Here is a 19,293-nt window from a genome sequence, read left to right as displayed (position 1 = left end):
GGAAGAGATGCATCAAATAATTGAACTTGCAAAAAAGGCAGAAGCTAAGGTTGAAAAAGAAAAACACACCGGACGGCAAGGCAGCCGCATGGTGTGTTCATTTATTCCGTTTTCTGATTTCCTCTTCCGTCTTAAGTTCCCTGTCTGCACCTAGGACTTCCGTTCTTTCTTTTTGCGTTTTTTGCATGCATACATTCTACGGTCCGCTTCCTGCAACAAATCCTTCATACGATAGGAAGAACCGGAGTTAAAGAGCACGGTGCCGTGGCTGAAGGACAGGAGATAAGGCTTTGAAGCCTCGCATTCCAGCTTTCTCAGCTCACTGTACATCCTTACAATGATCTTTTCAGCCGTATCTTCTCTGCAGTTTTTAAAAATGACGAAAAATTCATCTCCTCCATACCGACAGACAACATCAGAGCTTCGGATGGAGTTTAAAATCACCTTGGCAACACTCTTAATTGCAAAATCACCTTCATCGTGTCCATATGTATCATTGATCACTTTCAGACTGTCAATGTCCATAAAAGTCAGGCAGCTTGGGGTATCGCTGTAAAGCAGGGTCTTTTCCAGTTCTTTCATCCCTGTTTCCCGGCTATAAGCTCCCGTCATAATATCCGTTGCCGCAGTCAGCCACAAGCGGTGCTCTCTGGTTTTCCAATCACTGACATCTTCTATCACATACAGGAACAGGACCTGGCCATTAGGCAGCAAGCATCTGTTTGACATGATCCGGTACCATGTATTATTGCTGTCATCATAAGTTTCACGGAAAATCGGAAAAATATCCTGCCTGCCCAGCTCTTCCATCAGATCCACCAGAGCGTTATGCTCCTCCCGTGGGGAGGATATATACTCAATATCGCCCAATGTTTGTTTTGCCGGACGGTTGGCATATACAACTTGTCCGTTAAAATCCACCTCCAGCACTAAAATATGGAGAAGATCAAGCGCCTGAAGAATCTGATGATAACGCCAGCTACTGACAGGCGAGGGAATCTCCCAGGCATCGTCCCCGCTCTCCTTAATGGAGGCGTCCGCCACCCGGTCGATCAGTCCGTTAAACATATCAAACAGTTCACCGGAATACTCAAGCTTGCTGACCACATAACCTTCCTTTAGCTGTTTCCCGCTATGTGTCAAAATAGAGAGCTGGGAATGCAGTTGCTTAAGGGGACCGGATAAATAATTGTACCGGGTAGGAAGGGGTCCCTCCAGCCTGCCCTCCGATAAATCAACCGCCAGGCGGTTCATTTCATTGATATTAAGAATCAATTGGTTGAGCTGCCCAATAAACTTCTGCCATTCCGGCACAGAGGCATCCGCTTCCAGTGCATGGCATTGCTTTCCGGACAGCAGGTCTTCCAACAGAGCCTCCACCGCCGTAAGCATTTTTTGGTCTTCCTGGTTCATACCCTGCCTCCTTGTCTCCACTTATCCCCCCGCTTTCCATATCTTCCTGATGCAAAACAATAACAGCAAAATCCTTTGCATTTCCTCTTTCCCGTTATCACCGGCTCTCAGCCACGAACCGGCAGGTCCTGTCTCCGGTAGACCAGCAGTCGATCTCTTTGACGTCGAAATGGCATCCGCTGTAGGTTTCCAGAATCCCTGCAATAAAACCTTCGTCATAATCACACACGGTCTTTCCGGTAATAGGCAGACCGGAACAATCCAGATCTTCCGAAACCGTCAGAGTGAATGAAAGGGTATCCATGTCCGCTTTTTCAACGCGCAATATACCGATTTTCAGTTCCTTCAGTTTATTCGTCAAATTGGCAATAAAGAAATCAAAATCACCTGAAAGATCCAGTGCGTTTTTTGCCAGTTCCTTGCCTGCCAGATGCCCGGCGGCCCAATACAGGCGGCTAGCAGTCTCCTCGTCGTATTCATGGGCTAAAACGTCCTTTAAGGTGTATTGAAACAGGCGGTAAACAATCACCGGCATATCAGTGCCGAGATTCTTCCTCCCCTCCTCAACGTTCCCAAGGCTGTTCCAGGTGAAATTAGATGGCTTGCTTTCATAACGCATAAAAATTCCTCCTTTGAGTGTTTTATGGAAGAAACGCTCACCCGCTGTCTTCCTGGCACGGTCTGGATTTGCAGACTGGTATTCCCATAAGCCGTCAACGGTTTTGTGAATGCCTCTTCGTGAAAAAAACAACTAACTTTTTTGTCTTCCTGCAGCAGACATGGATGACCGCATGATCTCTGCGGAGAAAAGTACATTTATTTAATCTTATAATTTTTTCCTTATAATTGAGATTATAACGTTATAAATTGGCCTTTTAATGTCCTGAATAATGGGTTTTTTCTCATAAAACCTGTGCATTTATATACCTATACACCTTATACACTTTTTCACTGGGAAAGAAAAAGAGCCTATTGTAAAAAATCCCTCTGAAAGGCCAGCTTCTGCCCTTCAGAAGGATTTAGAATCATGCGCTCTTTCCCACCATCTTTCCGTTTTCTTTAATAATTCAAATGCAGGTTTTTCAACCCTTCCTAAATTCAACTTTTACATTTTGTTTTGTCACTGGTATAAAATAGATTCAATTAAAACGATGACTATTTTCTTCCATAAGATATAAATAATCCCGTCCCTGGTTCTTTAATTCGGTTCTCCACATTTTTCTAAATCCCGGCTGTTCACATAAGTAATCGTAATTCATACCTTGTATATAAAGACCGACTTCTTCTATTTCTCTGTCAACCTCCCCGCATATAGTCAAACCGCCCTCTTTTGTAAACGAAACCATTTTTTCAAGAAATCCATATGGATTATCAATGTGCCTTAATACTGCTTGTGAAATAACAAAATCATATTTTACGGTAGTGTTATATTTCATTACATCGGTACAGATAAATTGTACTTCATGATCACTGGCTTCAAAAGTAGCTCTTCCATCGTCAATAAGGTCTTCGCTGAAATCAATGCCTGTATAAGTACTGCCTTTAGGCAAAAGTGGCATAAGCATACTGCATAGAAAGCCATAGCCACATCCACAATCCAAAACATTAATTGGAGAATAGATTTCCCAGACTTTTTCAATTAAAAACTGCAGATAGTCCTTATTCCACAAAGATTCTCGCGTCCTCTTTAAATACTCCAAGCGTTCATTCCAGTAAGCTTTAGTTCCTGCTTTAGTGGGAATATAGGTTTGTGAAGGCAGCGCTTTCAATCCCAGCAGCTCATCTAAGGTTACATCAAAATAATGTGCCAGCTTCGGTAAAAGTGTTATGTCTGGATATGTTATATTTGTTTCCCATTTACTTACCGTTTGGTATGCCACACCCAAGACAGTCGCTAATTCTTGTTGGCTTATTCCTTTATTTTTTCTAAGTTCTGCAATCATAATTTTCATCTGCCCATACCTCCTCATGAATATATTAATATTAACCTAAAAATTCCATATTTTAAATAACGCAATTTGAGAGTTTGCTCGCTTTTTAAGCGAGAATGCAGGAAGTGAATCCCATATTGGCCCACGAGTTCGTATCCCAAAGTTAGTCAAACTTCTTGCCGTAATCTAACTATACTACAATATCCTGTTTCCTTCACTGTGACGAGCACTAATCGTGAGGTATTCGAGCTGTTGACAAAGTCCCTTTAAAAATGGATTAGGCACAAAAATAGTATATTTCCAGCTCTGGGTAGGTAAAACAGCGTAAAAAAGAACGCCTTTCGGCGTCATTCCAGACACTTTACCAGACGTTTTAAGTTTAAAGCGGTTGCCGATAAAAGGCAGTGATCCCTCGCCGCCTCTATTCCTCGCCTGAACAGCCGTCTTAAGTTGTGCATCCATTTCTGAGCTGCAAAGCTGCCTTCGCACCAGATCTGACGCAACTTCAGGATGTGCTTATGTATGGGCGTCCCATCTTTTTCCCTCTGCCTCCTTACCGCTTCCTCAAAGATATTTACCCGTATCGTCCGGCTTCGATGGCTGTCACTGACACACCGGTTTAGCATCGGGCAGGCTCGGCAATCCTTTCGGTCAGCCCGATAGGTTCGGCAGATGTTGTAATGCTCCCTCTCAAGACTCCGCAGCGTCAGTTCCTTTCCCGCTGGGCAAATGAAACAGTCTTTTTCTTTCTTATACTCAAAAGCTTCGCGGGTAAACTCAACCTTATAATTCACCCCACCTGTCGCTCCTGGCGTATGCAGATGAATTCCCATATCCTCCATCGCCCGGTAAATCAGGCTGGTACCATAGGCACTGTCAGCACCTGTTATCTCAATGTTCAGTCCCAAATGGTTTCGCATATGTTCAATACGCGCAAGATACGGCTCCGAGTCGCTTGTGTTTCCCGGTGTTACCGCCACATCTACCACAATTCCGTGAGCCGCATCAACGCTTTGATGGCTCAGGTAGTGCATCCCCTCTGGTTTCCCCGGCCTGCGCAGCATCCCTGCTTCCGGATCGGTGATGCTGACCGTCTTTTCTACCTTTTTCTGTTCCTTTTTTCCGCATCCTGTGCGCTGCGGCTTGATGGCTCCAGAATCTTCCAGCCGCCTGCGTTCCTCCGCTTCATACCGATCCAGCCGTTCCATATAATCCGTTGTTTCGTGTTCCGCCAGCACCTTCACATTTGCCTGGAAGGATGCGTTCGCCTTTACGTGAGTGGAATCAGTCAGTATAAGTTTTCCATCTACCAATCCCTTTCCCATACATAGATGCAGGATATGCTCAAACAAGCGGCGGAACAGATTTTCTCCCCCAAATCGTCTGCGCCGATTCTGTGAGATGGTGGAGTGATCCGGCACACGCTCATCTAAATCTAGTCCCAGAAACCATCGATAGGCCATATTGACTTGAATTTCCTGCTCAATACGCCGTTCCGATTCGATTCCGTAGAGATATCCGACTAGTGGGTATTTCACCAGAATCACCGGGTCAATACTGGGCCGCCCATTATGATGGCAGTAATATTCCTTGGTTTCCTCATAGATAAAGGAGAAATCAACCAGACGATCCAGCTTTCGCAGAAAATGATCCTCGGGAACAAGGTTCTCAATGGTCAATGTGTGGAATTTAATCTGCTTACCGCAGTTTCTTGTCATCATGTGCTTGCCCTCCGAGCTTTTTTCTATCCCTTATTTTATCACATCGGAGGGCTTAATAACAGACTTTGTCAACACCTCGAACTTGGCCCGAAGTGCATACAATCAGCATGGTACTCTTACGATAACACGCAACGCCCACTAATGCTTATTAGTTAAACATTACAACATTCTCAATAAATCAACAAGTGTATAATCAACCCATATTTTTACATTGGTAGAATTTTCTATTATGCTAAGAATACTTGTTCTCGGACCATTTATCCAGTCAACGCTTTTATAAAATTGCTGCAATGATTTTTCACATTCTTCGAGGCTGTCAAAAGCCCTAATCAAATAATAAACATCAGGGTTTTCAACTGATTGTCCAAATGCAACCACATCAATACAAAACTTTTGGTGCAAAGGAATACATTCAAGTTTTTCTAATTGATGAAATTCATTACCTTTTCCACTCACTAGATTATAACTTAAAAACTCTAAAAATTTCTTTGTTTTTATCATTGCTTTATCCCCTAATTTATTTTTAAACAATTTGTTTATTGAAAAGCGTTTCATTAACTAGCCTAATAGAATTTTCAATAGATGCTAATGAGTTTAAATATATAGTAGGGCCAAAGCTAATACGAGATACGCCTAGTTTTAAATAATCATTTATATTATCAGTGCCATAGTCAAGCATAATATTAATAGGTATCGGACTTTTTTCGCAAATTATTTTTATAAATTCTTGATTTTTCAAACCGGGTATAAATAAACAATCAGCTCCTTGCGCCATATAAATAGTAGCTCTCTCAAGCGTTTCATTCAATATATTCGTATTAGAATTGTTTTGCAATGCATTTCCTGTAAAAAAAGTATCCGTTCTAGCGTTTATGAATATTGGTGTATCAAGGCTTAAATAGGCGTTTCTAACCGCATTTAGCCTTTGTCCTTGCTCTTTTATAGTATACAACTTGTCCGTATTTACTATTTTGTCCTCAATATTGATACCAACAATTCCGCAAGCAATTAAATCCTTAATATTGTTTTGCAAAGAATTTAATTCGTCTGCATATCCAGATTCTATATCAACGGATACAATAGTATCATTGTCACAACATATACTTTCGATAATTTGTAAAAGTAATTTAAAAGGCAAGTTTTCACCATCTTGATATCCAAAGTGCTTTGCCATTGCCCAACTACTAGTTGCAATAACACCGTTTCCCAGGTCACACACTATGGCACTACTTTGCTTATCCCAAGAATTAATTAAAATCAATGGATTTTCTTTTGAGTGTAATTTTTTAAATTCTATTAACTTTTCACTTTGATTCATTTATATACACTCCTTCGTGATTAAGTAACCATTTTTTTCTTTCAACCCCTCCACCATATCCCCCAAGTTCGCCATTTTTTGTTATTACTCTATGGCATGGCACTATTATAGAGAGTTGATTCAGTCCGTTTGCTCTTCCAACTGCCCTTACTGCTTGAGAATTTCCAATTGTTTGAGCAAGGTCATAGTAAGAAATTGCTGTTCCAATTGGAATTTGCCTTAAAGCGTCCCAAACTTTCATTTGAAACTCAGACCCAATATATTTAACAGGCGTTTTGAATTCTGTCAATTCATTATTAAAATAGGCGTTTAATTCTTTCTCAATTGACATTAATATCAAATTGTTTTGAGGGATAATTGCAGCATTCAGTCTATTTCTAAGTTTTTCTATCTCCTTTTCCAAACCTCTCCTATCAACAAATTCCAATAGATATAGATGTTCTTCATCAGCTATAGCTACCATTGAGCCAATTTTTGTATCAATCCACCTTGCAGAAAGTGCTTTTATTTCAACTTTTTTTGATACTGGTTTACCAAATACGTTTTTAAATGCATCACGAAAACCGCTATCAGAATCAAAACCAGCACTTAATTGAGCCTCTATTAAAGAACTGCCGTTCTTAATCTCTTTTAAAGCAACACCTAACCGCCTTGAACGAGCATATTCTACAAATGTCATACCAAATTTCTTGTAAAATTGTCTTCTAGCAGTTGATGCATTTGTAGATAAAGCTTCAAAGTCACTGTTTTTCCACTTTTTTTCGGGGTCACTTTCTACAGCATCAATTAAAGTTTTTACAACAGGAGACGTTGAAGTTGGGTTTGATAATGGGTTGCATCTTTTGCAAGGCCTAAATCCTGCCAAGAGTGCTTGTTTTGATGTTTGAAAAAATTCGCAATTTTCAAACTTAGGCTTTTTTGCCGGACATGTTGAGTGGCAAAAAACACCTGTTGTTTTAACACCAACAAAGAAAGTACCTTCAAATTTCGCGTCTTTTTCTATTAATGCTTTATAATATATTTTGCAGTCTTCTTTCCACTTATTACTCACTTTTTTCACCACGCTTCCAAATGAAATTATTTAATAGCTCATAATTATGTTAACATATTTAATAAATCATTTCCTACGAAAATATTACATTGATTTTTTAAGATATATTTACTGCAATACGTAAAAATAGAAACCTTCGGATACAGGTTTCTATTTATATATTTTCTGCTAATATTTCTAATTTTATTATGCTCTATTATTTGGGTAATATAAATACTGTTCGTTCAGATCAGCTATTAAGCTCCTTATTTTTGTTCTTTTATCCCAATAGGGGAGGTCAAGTCATACACTTCGGGCCAACTTCGAGGTGTTGACAAACCCTATAAAATTTCTTCACGCCACAAAATCCATCACATACCAACCGGCAGCAGACACAAAAATGACGCCCCTGCGGCGTCATTCCAAACGCTTTACCATCCGTTTCAGATTTAAGGCCGTAGCTGACAGAAGACAGGGGGTTTCCGCTGCCTCTAACCCTCTCCTGTAAATGCTTCTTAAATTATATCTCGCTTTCTGGACGGCAAAACTTCCTTCGCACCATATCTGACGTAGGCCCAGGATGTAAGTGTGAAGCGCTGTCCCCTTTTTTTCGTGACATCGTCTTACCGCTTCCTCAAAGATATTTACACAGACTGTTCGACTCTTTTGGCTGGGGCTCACACACCGGCTGGACATTGGGCAGGATCCGCAGTCTTTGCTCTCCGCACGATAAACCCTGCAGATATTGAACTCCTCCCTTTCAAGACTCCTCAGTGCCAGCCGCTTCTCGGCAGGACAAATAAAACAATCTGTTTCTTTCTGATATTCAAAATCTTCACGTGTGAATTCTACTTTGTAATTCACACCTTCAGTTGTTCCCGGCGTATATAGGCTGATTCTCATATCCTCCAGAACCTGACAGATCAGGCTGGTTCCATACGCGCTGTCTGCCCCTGCCGTTTTGATATTTAGCCCCAGGTGGTTCCGCATATACTCGATACGCTCCAGATAAGGGCCAGAATCACTTACATTTCCCGGAGTTACGGCCACGTCTACAACGATCCCATGGGCAGTATCCACGCTTTGGTGGCTCAGATAATGCGGACCCGCCGGTTTTCCTGGCCTTTTCAGCATTCCGGCTTCCGGATCTGTCGGGTTGATGGTTTTCTCTATCGGGAACTTCTCCTTTGGCGTGCGGCTTTTCCGCTTCGGTCGAATTGCTCCGGATTGCTCTAACCGCTGACGTTCCTGCTCTTCATAGAAATCCAGACGTTCCATGTAATTGTTCGTTTCCTTTTGCACTAGAACCTTGATATTCTTTTTAGCAGAAGCGTTTGCCTTTACATGGGCGGAATCAGTTAAGACTGTCCTCCCATCCACCAGCCCTTTTTCCATACATTGAAAGAGAATCCGCTCAAACAGACGGCGGAACAAGCCAGTCCCATTGAAACGTCTGCGCCTGTTCTGAGATATGGTGGAATGATCCGGTACACGCTCATCCATATCCAGCCCCAGAAACCAGCGGTAGGCCATATTCACCTGTATTTCCTGCTCAATTCGGCGTTCTGATTCAATCCCAAACAAAAATCCAATTAGCAGAGATTTCATCAGGATAACCGGATCAACACATGGGCGGCCATTGTTCTGGCAGTAGCAGCCTTCTATTTCTTCGTAAATGAAGGAGAAATCCACCACACGATCTAATTTTCTCAGAAAATGACCTTCCGGTACAAGATTTTCAATGGTAACCAGGTGGAATTTCATTTGCTTATTGTCCGTCTGCGTCATCATAGATGCATCCTCCATGCTTTTCTTTTATTTTACCATAATGGGCGAAAAGAGGATAGGGTTTGTCAACAGCTCGAAATTGGCCCGAAACCTGTAATTAAATCCTATTGCACACAAGTAATATACTTATTTATTGGCGCTTTCTGATAAGAACATTAAGTTCCACTGGTATACCTCACATCTGTAAAATCCTCTTTCAATGAGGGGGTCGTTATTAGCAATTCTTTGAGCTTCCTCAAAATCTTTGGCTTCAAAGAGTATCATTGCTCCATTCATGTCCTTCATCTCCATATTTCCAAATATACCTGCTAAAAAATAGCGTTCTTGGGCAATGCTCTGTAAATATTCCATACAATCAAGAGCGTCCTGCTGTGTTTCTTCTTTATCCCCAGCTTTGTAAGCAATTCTAACATATAGCAGTAAATTAACAAAGATATCTAGTTCCGCCAAACGTCAAGCAGGGCGGGTGTATGCAGCTATGGAACAACTGTCCGAAATTCAAACAGGAACGGCACACTAAAGATGTGGGACGGTTTATATGCAAGTGCAAACAGTACACAGATTTAACGAAACTGACACCTGCCATCTTAAATGATTGGGTGAGAAAGGTATTTGTAGAAGCGCCAGATAAATCCGATGGAAAACGCAGGTAAAATATTCACATCAGCTATGATTTGGTGAGAATTCTTCCCGAACTGAATAACCCGATATGAAGAAATGGCGTAGCTTTTACGCTGCGCCACACTTCATTCAAATGCTGTTTTACTGAGGACAGCCCAAAGCAGGCTATTTTAAGGTATATAAAAACAAACCCGTTTTTTTAATAATGTCAAAAATGGGTTTGTTCAGACTGAAGACAACGGTAATAACAACACTCCATAAATGAATATCATGTTATAATTATTCATTGTTTTACAGAAACTAAAAGTATGTTATAATTCTGATATCATAGAAGTGGATTGAATTATAGGTTATACTCTGTGCCAAAACGAAAACTTTTATGGCACAGACTTTTTGGATAACGTGAGCAACCCAGGTCTGCCGAAAGGAGGCATTTTAATGATAGCAATGCAATACAATATATCGCTTCCCAGCGATTATGATATGGAAATTATTAAAAAGCGAACACAGGATAATGGTAATAAGACAGACGGTTTTCTTGACCTTAAAATGAAAGCATATCTGATTGCCGAAAAGGGAAAGCACGCCAATTACGAAAACCAGTACGCCCCATTTTATCTTTGGGAAAAAGAGGGTGGAATGAATCATTTTCTTTTAGACGGTTATTTTAACAACATACTTAAATCATTTGGCTGGACACAAGTTCACCACTGGGTTGTTTTGCATGAGCAAATTAGAAAAACTTCAGAACCGCAATATGCAATAATTCAAAAAATTCCTATCCCTCCATATACGGATTTTTCCGCTATGTGCGAGAATGAGAGCGAGAATTTTACAAGTTGGATTGCCGACATTGGGACAACTGCATATATCACAGCATATAATCCATTTACTTGGGAACTATGCCATTACCATATGACTACCGACTTGGAAATGTTAAAGAAAATGGCCAAAGGCTGCCTAATTTATGATGTTTATCATATTTCATGATGAGCAGCTTATACACCTGGCGTTATTGTAATAATTTTGGCTGGAATGAAAATCATCCCGACTGTCATTATCCATATTATTTTTATTAAACATAAAAAGCGAATTATGCCATACATTTTTTTGACTAAATAAATATTTATCAATAGGCAAACAAATTGAAATCAGTACAGTTTCCCACTATGCTTATACGATCCGCTTAGCAGAGAATAGAAAATGAGGCATATCAACACCCCGGTAATGTTTAACAAACTTATCTATACAAGTCATGTCATTTCGTTTTGCCACGTTTTGTGACGGTATATTTGTATCCCGGATCATGGAATACACCTCTTGAGCGTTCAGTTTATCAAAAGCGTATTCTTTACAGGCAATTGCCGCCTCACTTGCATATCCATGGTGCCAGTATTCTTTTTGAAAGAGATAGCCGACCTCCAAAACCTTGCCGCCGTCGTAATTCTGCATAGTCAGCCCGCATTGTCCTATCATAACACCTGTTTCTTTCAAAACAACCGCCCACAGGCCAAAACCGTATTCTTTATAATTTCCAAGCTGCTTGTCAAGCCAGCTTTGAACTTCAGCATCGTTAAATGTACCGTCATAAGCATACATGACGTCATCATTCTGTAGAATTTTACATAACGACGGAAAATCCGCTTGTGTCATTGCTCGTAATATTAATCTTTGGGTTTCTAAAATCAAAGTTCATCACCTCCTGTAAGTTATATAAATCTTTAAATCTGTATGATGCAATAACATTTACGCTAAACATACCATATTTTTCCTCATAAAGAAAGACATAACATCCCCTTGGCGGAATGCTATGTCTTTTTTGGAAAAATCGTGGGAAAAAGATTTTTTAATTCTGATTATGCCCAATGTATAAAGCTTTGATGTTTTCAATATATTTCGGCTCATCTGACAACGTAACAAAATTGGAAACTTCACTCATTGTACCTATAAAAGGGTAGCCAGCGAGAGGGGTACCTTTTAATCTTTTTGCGACTGCATCAAAAAGTTTATCTGCAAAGATAACCTTTATATTTCTACCATAATAACTCTCAATGTCAACATTAACAAACTCCGTTATTTTTAGTTTGTTGTGTAAATCCGCAAGAAGCTTCTGAGCAAGTACAATTCTATTTTCTCTATCTTCGATATTCGTCGCAGTAACTGCATTAAATATTGTTGTTTTTATTGTTTTGTCAATTGGTAATAAGCCAAATGCTTTACCGAACCACTTACTGTAGGGGGCATATTGGTTGCAATATAAAAATGACAACCGTATCAAACGTTCCGCAATTCTCGAACAAGCAAGAACAGAGCCAAGTTCATCTCCAACGTCATAACACCGCCTTACAAAGGCTTGCTCCTCTGCAATTAGCGACCAATTTGAAGCAATCAGAAACAGTTTAACTGATTCTGGATAAAAGTTGGTTTTTTCAAGTAAGTCATGGATATTAAGTCCGTCTAAGAATAATTTCCCAGATGTCAAAGTAAGTAAACGGTGTTCAGAAAAGGTAAGCCAATCAAGCTCCGAAAGATTGTCAAAATTACCAACACCTAAGTAAGTATTTAAATATTCGCTAATTGTATGAATAAAAACAAGGGGTGAAACAACGCCATTTGATATAAATTCGGGTTGTCTAATACCACCATCATTTAGGCCAGGTGTTGAAAAATTAACGCTATACCCCTTGTATTCATACGGAAATTCTTTTGCGAAGGTGTCAAGAATTTCATTTTTCAGTGTGATATCTTTTTCCCTAAGGAATAAATAAAAACGAGGCCCCCACATATGGTCTGTTGAAATTTCGTCATCAAAGCCAAGAACATCAGATCCGTAACCTATAAGCCCTGCCGAATACGTTGTTGACGAAAAATGTTTGTTCAAGACAGGTTTGGCGATGTCATTAAAAAATTGTTCGCATAAATCTAATCCTTTTATAAAATTCCCAGTCATTCAAACCTCACAAAATATAAACAATCAATATTTGCCTTCCGCCAGAGATAAAAGTGGTTTCGGCGTTGTTTTGTTTAATTATACTACATTTTTAGATGTAAAAAAAGATTCTTCCGTTTATGTTCCAATATACTGATGCTCGAACCTGTAATCCGTTTCTGCATTAAGCTCATTCTTTTACTAACGCATACATCTTCATATCAATTACTATCCCATTTTTAACAGCATTTTTCTTCAATACTCCTTTCAGGGAAAAAACGGCTTTTCGAGGTTGCGGCAGGAAGCTATATTTTTCTGTTCCATCAGTACAAAACAGATGCAGCCTTAAAGTATGGTGCTCAGATGGCACGGGCGCAGAAAACGCTTATACTTTGTATCTATCTCAGAGCTATTCTTGCGTCCTCAGCCAGTAGAGGCGACCGCCAAAGTAATCCTCACCTGATCCCACTTCAAATACATCACCCCGCTCAAAAATTCTTATGTCCTGTCCAACATTTTGCATAGAGAGTCTAACTGGATAGAGGTCTATCCAGCCGCTTGATCTTTGGGGGAAGTATTCATAATAAACGATTTCTCCGTCTTTTACGAATAAGATTCCTATAGTCAAATCCGTCCCTGTAAAATTTACTCCAATTGCCTCATAAATAGGGCGTGGGCTTGTATACTCGAAGTATAGAGCCTGCTCCCAATCAAAATCCATTAACTCGCCTAAAGTGACTGCGCTTTCGCCATGTTTGCGCACATGACTTCGTACTGCACGGTATAACTGCTCATTTTCACGATTTATTAAAGTGAAAATACCGAGACCTGCTAAGGTGATGAAAAATAATACGAAAATGAAAATAATAAGTGTCTTGACGTTTTTCCTTTTATACATATGCTCCCTTCCTTTGACCTTTGAAAATAAATTCTTTACATAATACCATATAAATAAAAACAAGTCGAATATTTTTGAACTGATGTGACCCCAAAAAGTTAGACTTTATAGCATAGTAGTTTTTCGGCAAAGGCCCATAAGGATTCTGCTCGCCACTTTCTTTAATTTTTCATTTAACATTTCCTAAAACCGGATCATGTTTGGCAATATAACTTACCAGCTCTGTGTTTAGTTTCTCTAATACAAATGTTAGTGAGTTGTGATAAACAATCAAGTCTCCATTTCGAGTAAGTAAGTTGTTTACAAGGTTCCTGCCGCTCTAAATTATTACACCAAATTAGGAACATGATCTCTTTTTCAAAAAATTACAACTGAGTTTAGGAAAAGTTCTTAAACTTAGTTGTATAAGCTATTCGCTTGATAAACTAAAATGTATCAGTTTGGTATTACTTATCATTTAGTATTACTCTACAAAAATCCACCGCATAATCTTTTGCTGTTTTACCCTTCCCACTCACATGGATATAGGTATCATTTACTAGATCTTCTTGGAGCAACAGGTGCAACGCATTTTCGTAGTCATGGCTATAAATCAACGCGAGCGCCTTGGTGAGATTAGAAATCCGATACCCCTCCATATCACAGGTGATAGCCTGGATGTTGGTCAAGTGCTCCTTGATGCTCACATTGAACTGGACAAGCGCCTCATGAACAGCCTGACCCAAATTATCTTTGTCATATGGAACGGAATCATTCCGATAAAAAATATCGTTGATGGTAAAAGCCCCTCTCATATGAAAGCTTTTCGGCTGCGCCCGCATTTCTTCCATATTCATCTGTTGGATTTCCCAATAAAGTTCGTTCAAGATCCAAGGCTTAATAAGTGTGGTCATTGTTAAGCTTCGATTTGAAGAAATGTCCAGAATGGCATAGTAAAGAAAATCACCCTCAAACCGATATAAAAATCCGTGAGCAAATTGGAAGCCAAACTCTTTGCTCTGCTTGCGAAGTTCAATCGGGAGTAATTTTTTCAATTCTCTAATTTCTTTTTGTTCTTCTCTAGTCATAATCCACCTCAACAAAAATTGTATCTAAAACCCAATTTGTCTACACTTATGCTGCAACTTATTGGGATCAGGAAAGACGCATATAACTTATTCTTTTGTGCTTCTCCACACATACTTTTCTAGCTCTAAGCAATCTCCTAAGTCCTGTATTAGATTTTTATATTTTTTAAGTTCCTGTTCTTCTATCTCATCAAAAAGCATATAGGGAAAATGGTTTTTGATGTCATTCAGTTCCGAAACAGGTATAGTCAGCGACAAATTCCATGTCGAAATGTATCTGTTTTGAGCCCATTATACCATACTTTAATACATGAAAAAAGATATAGCTTCCTCTTGGCGAAAGCTATATCTTTCTGGAGTAACTGGTTATTTTATATGGGGTCATTTTCACTGATTCTAACAGTGTTTTTAGGGAATAGGTGACTGATGGTATTACGATAACGCGCATTTGGAAACTATTGCGAATGAAGATAATACTTATCTGGCCACTCCCAATCGGCTAATGCTTTGCCTCTCTTATGATAAATGCGAATATTACGCCGTCCCCAGCTCGCCTCTATTTCTTTAGATGCTTGCATCAAATCTTCCGAAAAATATGTAAATGCATTTCGCAAAACAGTTTCGTCGTCACCCAAATATTCAAGTATTGTTACCTCAACAACATTTTTAACATCATCATCTCCATCGCTATACATATCTTCAATAAAATCAATGTATTTGCGTATCAAGTCTTTGTCTTGATTGATTTTCAACAATTCAGACAGAACCGGATTGATCTCTGCAAAATATACATGCCCCAAAATTTCACCGTACTGCTTTAGATTAAGCTGGTATTCTCTTTGGTATTCTGGGAAAAACTGTAACAGGTTTTTTGCAAAATATTTAATAGTCATTTAGCATTTCCCCCATTGAATGTATTTGTTTAATGCACCTTATCGCCCCACTACGCATTTTCCCAAAAGTGGGGAGCTCAGTACTCTTGCCAATGTGCAACGCCCACCGATTCTTACTTTTGTATATATATCTTGACCGCGCAAAATCATCCGATGGTCAATGATCCGCTTGTTTCCTCCGCCGCCAGAGCAGCAAGAATTAATGCCCAATTGTCCTTATTCGGAAATGCAGATAATGCCTTGATTTGCTGATACAGCGGATAATTTTCTTTAATTTCTTGAGCTGATATCCTATTCTTTTGACGAATATCTAAAAGATGTGGGGCATTGCTCTGTATTTGGTTATGGTTGTGTGCATTATAGAAAAAACGCAGCAGGCAAACCCTTTTTGAATTAGTCTGTTCATTCCATTCCTGCCTTTTCCGCTCCCAATCTTCAGAACATTTTATTTCCGCAAGCTGCGGCAATATATATCGGCGCAAATCATCGCCAATACGGTTCTTGATATCCTCCACATCCATATCCTGGGGCTTATAATCTTTGTACCCATCAATTTTATATCCCAAGGAATTATGGTATGGGTGAAGAAGAGCGCAATCAGGCAATAGGATATCTTCGCGTATTGCATCCCGGCTGCCATCATTCCAGTTTTTTAGACGCTCCTCTGAATAATCTCCTTGCAGAAAAATAATATCAAATCCAAAATTAAATCCCAGACTATTGGAATTAAAACGGGAACTGCTTATACAGATTGCTATACAGCAGTCATTTCCCATGGAAATATAGGCATTCCCTTTGGCACGGTACCCCGCGCGTTTTAATTCAGGTTTTACAACTTCACGCAGAACAATATCCTTTTTCTCTTTGGAAGTCATCACTACCTCCTACTGATGATTGCTGTTTCTCATTAAATAAATTCGCCATGTTATTGCCGAACCTTAAAACCGCCACTAAAGTTTCTACCGGCTGGCATTATCCCAAGAATTTAAGCCAAACTGTTTAAGCTCACAATGCTTTGCCATATAGATTTTACCATAATAAAATTGTATAGTCTATCAATGATGTTTAGGATGGGGGATGGTAAACAAGGTTGTCCAGTCATTCGCCTGATCGGAAGTGTTGCTGGCCCTTTTGAGCTGAAGGTATTTCAGGTGATAGATCTGTCACGAGAATTGGACACCCAGATTATTTGATAATGCCCGGAAACCTTGTTATATAAAGCTTCCGGGCAAGAAAAATGACCTTCAATTTTGTTCGATCCAATAAGAACTGTTCAAAACCTGAAGGTCAATTCATTTGTGTCATTAGTACAAAATAGATGCACGTGAGGCCATGCTCATTTTGTGTAATCGCCAAGCATGCAAATCATAATATATTCTTGCGCATTTTCATCACTTATTTCAAATCCGACTTGTTGATACATTTTTACAGCATAATTATCCTTTTGAACGGCAAGAGAGGTTCGAGCGTAGCCTTTAGCTTTTAAATACTCCAACATTTTTCTCATCAATTCGGTTCCAATTCCTTTTCCACGATACTGCGGATAAACGGAGATGGCAAACTCCGGAACAGCATCATCAATATGTCCAAATGCTTTAATACAACGAACCCAAACAGCTCCGACAATTTTTCCGTCAAGTTCTGCGACAAAGCAATGATCATCTGCCTTTGAACCAAATTCATCAACATATATCCAAACCGAAGGGTCTTGTATAATCGTTCTGAATGCTAAGTTACTGGTATCCCTTTGGAAAATCGCTTCGTACAGGAACTCTGTTAATAGCATAATTTCATTGTTTCTTATTGGTCTAATCAACAATTCCCATTCCCTCCAAGCATAGAAGTAAGTAAATAATTTTTGGTATCAGCATCGCATAAAAAAGTTAGTGGAAAAAAGATTTTTTATAATTGGTCAAATTGTAGCAGACATCTATAAAGAAAATTGTAATTTGGCACCTTCCTAGCATACCCGTAAGCTTACTGTTTAAGGAAAGACCGAAAAGTAATTAAGTTATTATCAGGATCTAAAAAACTCATGTTCTTTGCACCCCACGGTCTAAAGGTTGGAGGGTCAACAATCTCAACACCAAGTACTTTTAATCTCTCAAATTCAACATCAACATTATCAACCGTAAATGCAATACATATATTATGCGGGTTCGTTCTCCGCTCTATTCCATCATTGTAAACAGTCAGTGTTGTTTCCTCTGATATAATAAATTGATGAGTATTATCATCACTACCGTTATTGATATTAAACAATATTTTATAAAAATTTGATAATCGAATAACATCACTTGTCAATAAGCATACTTCTCCTACCTTCATTCAATATCCTCCTATACTATACGCATTACGCATTTAAAATTGCTCGAAACTCTTAATTCCTTGCGTGATAGAATAACCTTTGAATGCATTATACTCCAATTTACAGTATAAAGAAAGACATAGTTTCCTCTTGACGGAAGCTATGTCTTTTTGCTACAAGCCAGGTGGGTTGAACCCGCAGAATCACCATTTTTTGTTTGTTTTTCTGTCTAAAATCCGGAAATTGTCTTGCTTTTTAATCGTACCATTCATAACAAATCCAGTATCCAAGCCACTTTCTCAAAAGACATGCAAAAAAGATTTTATTTTTTTAAGTAGGTTAAAAGGACTGGTCATCTAATATCATCTGCAAACTATCTCCTAAATTTTGTGTTTCATATTCAATAACCGGTTTAACCCAACTGTAGCTGCTAAAATCTTCAAACATCCCGTATTCTTTTTCGTCTTTCAAGATTATCGGATAAAAAAATACAGAGGGTAGCCGTGGTACAATTGCGGAGAGTTCGTGTCCAATACTTCTGGCACTGCTTAAATCTGCAATTACGAATTTTGACATATTGGAGAGCGTGAAAACTGTTTCAGTCAAATTGCGTGATGTCGGTTTTTCAAAATCAAACATGACGGGGACAAAGTCATGTTGCCGAAGCCTTTCTCTGATTTCATCCAAAACAGCTTTGCGCTGCGGAGAGAAATTTCCGAGTACTAAAACAACTTTTGAAGTAATCGTATCAATTATATTCCTAAGCCGGGAATTGTTTATCATTAAATATATAAATTGAGCCAGCTCAATGTTGTCAACAGTAATTACCGGTTGATCTTCCTTTGTAATAACTAAGTTTTTCTGTACCGAGTCTTTCAAGTCTAAATCCCAAGATGAAATACCATAAACAGAACAGTTTATCAGTTTGGCATTTTTGAAGTTGCTCGAAACAAAATTAATATGTTCTAACTTTGTATTTATAAACTCTGATCCCTCAAAAGAGGTATCTTTTGAAGAACAGTAAGATAAGTCCGCATCTTCAAAAACGCAATTAGTAAAGGTCGCTGAACCTATAGCTGTTACTCGCATATTGACATTCCTAAATGTGCAGGACTCAAAATGAGTATCAACTAAATCTGCAAATGTAATCTTCGCACCGTCAAAGCTGCACTCACAATACTCACCGTTTCTTAATGATGACATATGTAAGTCTACATCAGAGAAATTGACACATGAAAAACTCGGAACAGAATAAAAATCATTTTTGTCTGTAAAGCATTCCATGAAATCTACTTTACGCAGTATTGGCGTAGTCTGTGGATTTTCATCACGCTATTGATTCCATTTATCAGATCCGCTTTTTAAGAGTTTGATAT

At 39.1% G+C, this 19,293-nt stretch carries 20 protein-coding genes; 2 read left to right on the top strand and 18 right to left on the bottom strand.

Translation table 11 applies throughout. The features are described from left to right. Positions 1 to 150 precede the first annotated feature (150 nt). The 9 genes from ACYVD3_RS02300 to ACYVD3_RS02260 all read right to left on the bottom strand — a co-directional run bounded on the left by ACYVD3_RS02300 (position 151) and on the right by ACYVD3_RS02260 (position 9,651). Positions 151 to 1,413 (bottom strand): GGDEF domain-containing protein, encoded by a 1,263-nt coding sequence (locus ACYVD3_RS02300; RefSeq protein WP_460640889.1) that lies wholly within the window; start codon positions 1,411 to 1,413, stop codon positions 151 to 153. Positions 1,414 to 1,510: 97 nt separating this feature from the next. Further along, positions 1,511 to 2,032 (bottom strand): V4R domain-containing protein, encoded by a 522-nt coding sequence (locus ACYVD3_RS02295; RefSeq protein ID WP_460640888.1) that lies wholly within the window; start codon positions 2,030 to 2,032, stop codon positions 1,511 to 1,513. 520 nt (positions 2,033 to 2,552) lie between these two features. Next, entirely contained in the window at positions 2,553 to 3,365 is an 813-nt protein-coding gene (locus tag ACYVD3_RS02290; protein WP_460640887.1) for a helix-turn-helix domain-containing protein, read from the bottom strand. A gap of 326 nt (positions 3,366 to 3,691) precedes the next feature. Beyond that, the gene (locus ACYVD3_RS02285; RefSeq protein WP_460640886.1) at positions 3,692 to 5,065 is read right to left on the bottom strand and encodes an IS1182 family transposase; all 1,374 of its coding nucleotides are present in this window, start codon (positions 5,063 to 5,065) and stop codon (positions 3,692 to 3,694) included. A gap of 159 nt (positions 5,066 to 5,224) precedes the next feature. Beyond that, positions 5,225 to 5,566, bottom strand: a complete 342-nt coding sequence (locus ACYVD3_RS02280; protein ID WP_460640885.1) for a hypothetical protein — start codon at positions 5,564 to 5,566, stop codon at positions 5,225 to 5,227. Between the two features lie 22 nt (positions 5,567 to 5,588). Next, positions 5,589 to 6,383 carry an isocitrate lyase/PEP mutase family protein gene (locus ACYVD3_RS02275; RefSeq protein ID WP_460640884.1) on the bottom strand — a complete coding sequence of 265 codons (795 nt, stop codon included), beginning with the start codon at positions 6,381 to 6,383 and terminating at the stop codon, positions 5,589 to 5,591. Continuing rightward, positions 6,370 to 7,443: a bifunctional transcriptional activator/DNA repair enzyme AdaA gene (locus tag ACYVD3_RS02270; RefSeq protein WP_460640883.1), complete on the bottom strand. Its 1,074-nt coding sequence runs from the start codon at positions 7,441 to 7,443 to the stop codon at positions 6,370 to 6,372. Before ACYVD3_RS02270 ends, ACYVD3_RS02275 begins: the two co-directional genes overlap by 14 nt. Positions 7,444 to 7,830: 387 nt before the next feature. Continuing rightward, positions 7,831 to 9,204 carry an IS1182 family transposase gene (locus tag ACYVD3_RS02265; protein WP_460640882.1) on the bottom strand — a complete coding sequence of 458 codons (1,374 nt, stop codon included), beginning with the start codon at positions 9,202 to 9,204 and terminating at the stop codon, positions 7,831 to 7,833. A 123-nt stretch (positions 9,205 to 9,327) separates the two neighbouring features. After that, positions 9,328 to 9,651 (bottom strand): YciI family protein, encoded by a 324-nt coding sequence (locus tag ACYVD3_RS02260; protein WP_460640881.1) that lies wholly within the window; start codon positions 9,649 to 9,651, stop codon positions 9,328 to 9,330. 20 nt (positions 9,652 to 9,671) lie between these two features. Between ACYVD3_RS02260 and ACYVD3_RS02255 the strand changes: the two genes are divergently transcribed. Together ACYVD3_RS02255 and ACYVD3_RS02250 are read left to right on the top strand one after the other, a co-directional pair. Then, positions 9,672 to 9,854 (top strand): DUF4368 domain-containing protein, encoded by a 183-nt coding sequence (locus ACYVD3_RS02255; protein WP_460640880.1) that lies wholly within the window; start codon positions 9,672 to 9,674, stop codon positions 9,852 to 9,854. A 406-nt stretch (positions 9,855 to 10,260) separates the two neighbouring features. Continuing rightward, positions 10,261 to 10,812 carry a DUF4865 family protein gene (locus ACYVD3_RS02250; protein WP_460640879.1) on the top strand — a complete coding sequence of 184 codons (552 nt, stop codon included), beginning with the start codon at positions 10,261 to 10,263 and terminating at the stop codon, positions 10,810 to 10,812. 183 nt (positions 10,813 to 10,995) lie between these two features. Here ACYVD3_RS02250 and ACYVD3_RS02245 read toward each other — a convergent pair whose 3' ends face one another. The 9 genes from ACYVD3_RS02245 to ACYVD3_RS02205 form a co-directional block, all read right to left on the bottom strand. After that, positions 10,996 to 11,511: a GNAT family N-acetyltransferase gene (locus ACYVD3_RS02245; protein ID WP_460640878.1), complete on the bottom strand. Its 516-nt coding sequence runs from the start codon at positions 11,509 to 11,511 to the stop codon at positions 10,996 to 10,998. Between the two features lie 157 nt (positions 11,512 to 11,668). Beyond that, positions 11,669 to 12,772, bottom strand: coding sequence for a DUF4037 domain-containing protein (locus ACYVD3_RS02240; RefSeq protein ID WP_460640877.1), 1,104 nt, complete (start codon positions 12,770 to 12,772; stop codon positions 11,669 to 11,671). A 388-nt stretch (positions 12,773 to 13,160) separates the two neighbouring features. After that, positions 13,161 to 13,649, bottom strand: a complete 489-nt coding sequence (locus ACYVD3_RS02235; RefSeq protein WP_460640876.1) for a hypothetical protein — start codon at positions 13,647 to 13,649, stop codon at positions 13,161 to 13,163. Positions 13,650 to 14,095: 446 nt separating this feature from the next. Beyond that, a complete protein-coding gene (locus ACYVD3_RS02230; RefSeq protein ID WP_460640875.1) occupies positions 14,096 to 14,716 on the bottom strand; it encodes a hypothetical protein in 621 nt (206 codons plus the stop codon). 455 nt (positions 14,717 to 15,171) lie between these two features. Further along, positions 15,172 to 15,609 (bottom strand): DUF7674 family protein, encoded by a 438-nt coding sequence (locus ACYVD3_RS02225; RefSeq protein WP_460640874.1) that lies wholly within the window; start codon positions 15,607 to 15,609, stop codon positions 15,172 to 15,174. A 146-nt stretch (positions 15,610 to 15,755) separates the two neighbouring features. Continuing rightward, positions 15,756 to 16,484, bottom strand: a complete 729-nt coding sequence (locus ACYVD3_RS02220) for a hypothetical protein (RefSeq protein ID WP_460640873.1) — start codon at positions 16,482 to 16,484, stop codon at positions 15,756 to 15,758. Positions 16,485 to 16,945: 461 nt separating this feature from the next. Beyond that, the gene (locus ACYVD3_RS02215; protein ID WP_460640872.1) at positions 16,946 to 17,428 is read right to left on the bottom strand and encodes a GNAT family N-acetyltransferase; all 483 of its coding nucleotides are present in this window, start codon (positions 17,426 to 17,428) and stop codon (positions 16,946 to 16,948) included. 158 nt (positions 17,429 to 17,586) lie between these two features. Next, positions 17,587 to 17,937, bottom strand: a complete 351-nt coding sequence (locus tag ACYVD3_RS02210; RefSeq protein ID WP_460640871.1) for a VOC family protein — start codon at positions 17,935 to 17,937, stop codon at positions 17,587 to 17,589. 319 nt (positions 17,938 to 18,256) lie between these two features. Next, positions 18,257 to 19,201, bottom strand: a complete 945-nt coding sequence (locus tag ACYVD3_RS02205) for a pentapeptide repeat-containing protein (RefSeq protein WP_460640870.1) — start codon at positions 19,199 to 19,201, stop codon at positions 18,257 to 18,259. Between the last annotated feature and the right edge of the window lie 92 nt (positions 19,202 to 19,293).

This window comes from Lacrimispora brassicae, from assembly GCF_054772055.1.
This window is presented reverse-complemented; position numbering and strand designations above follow the sequence as displayed.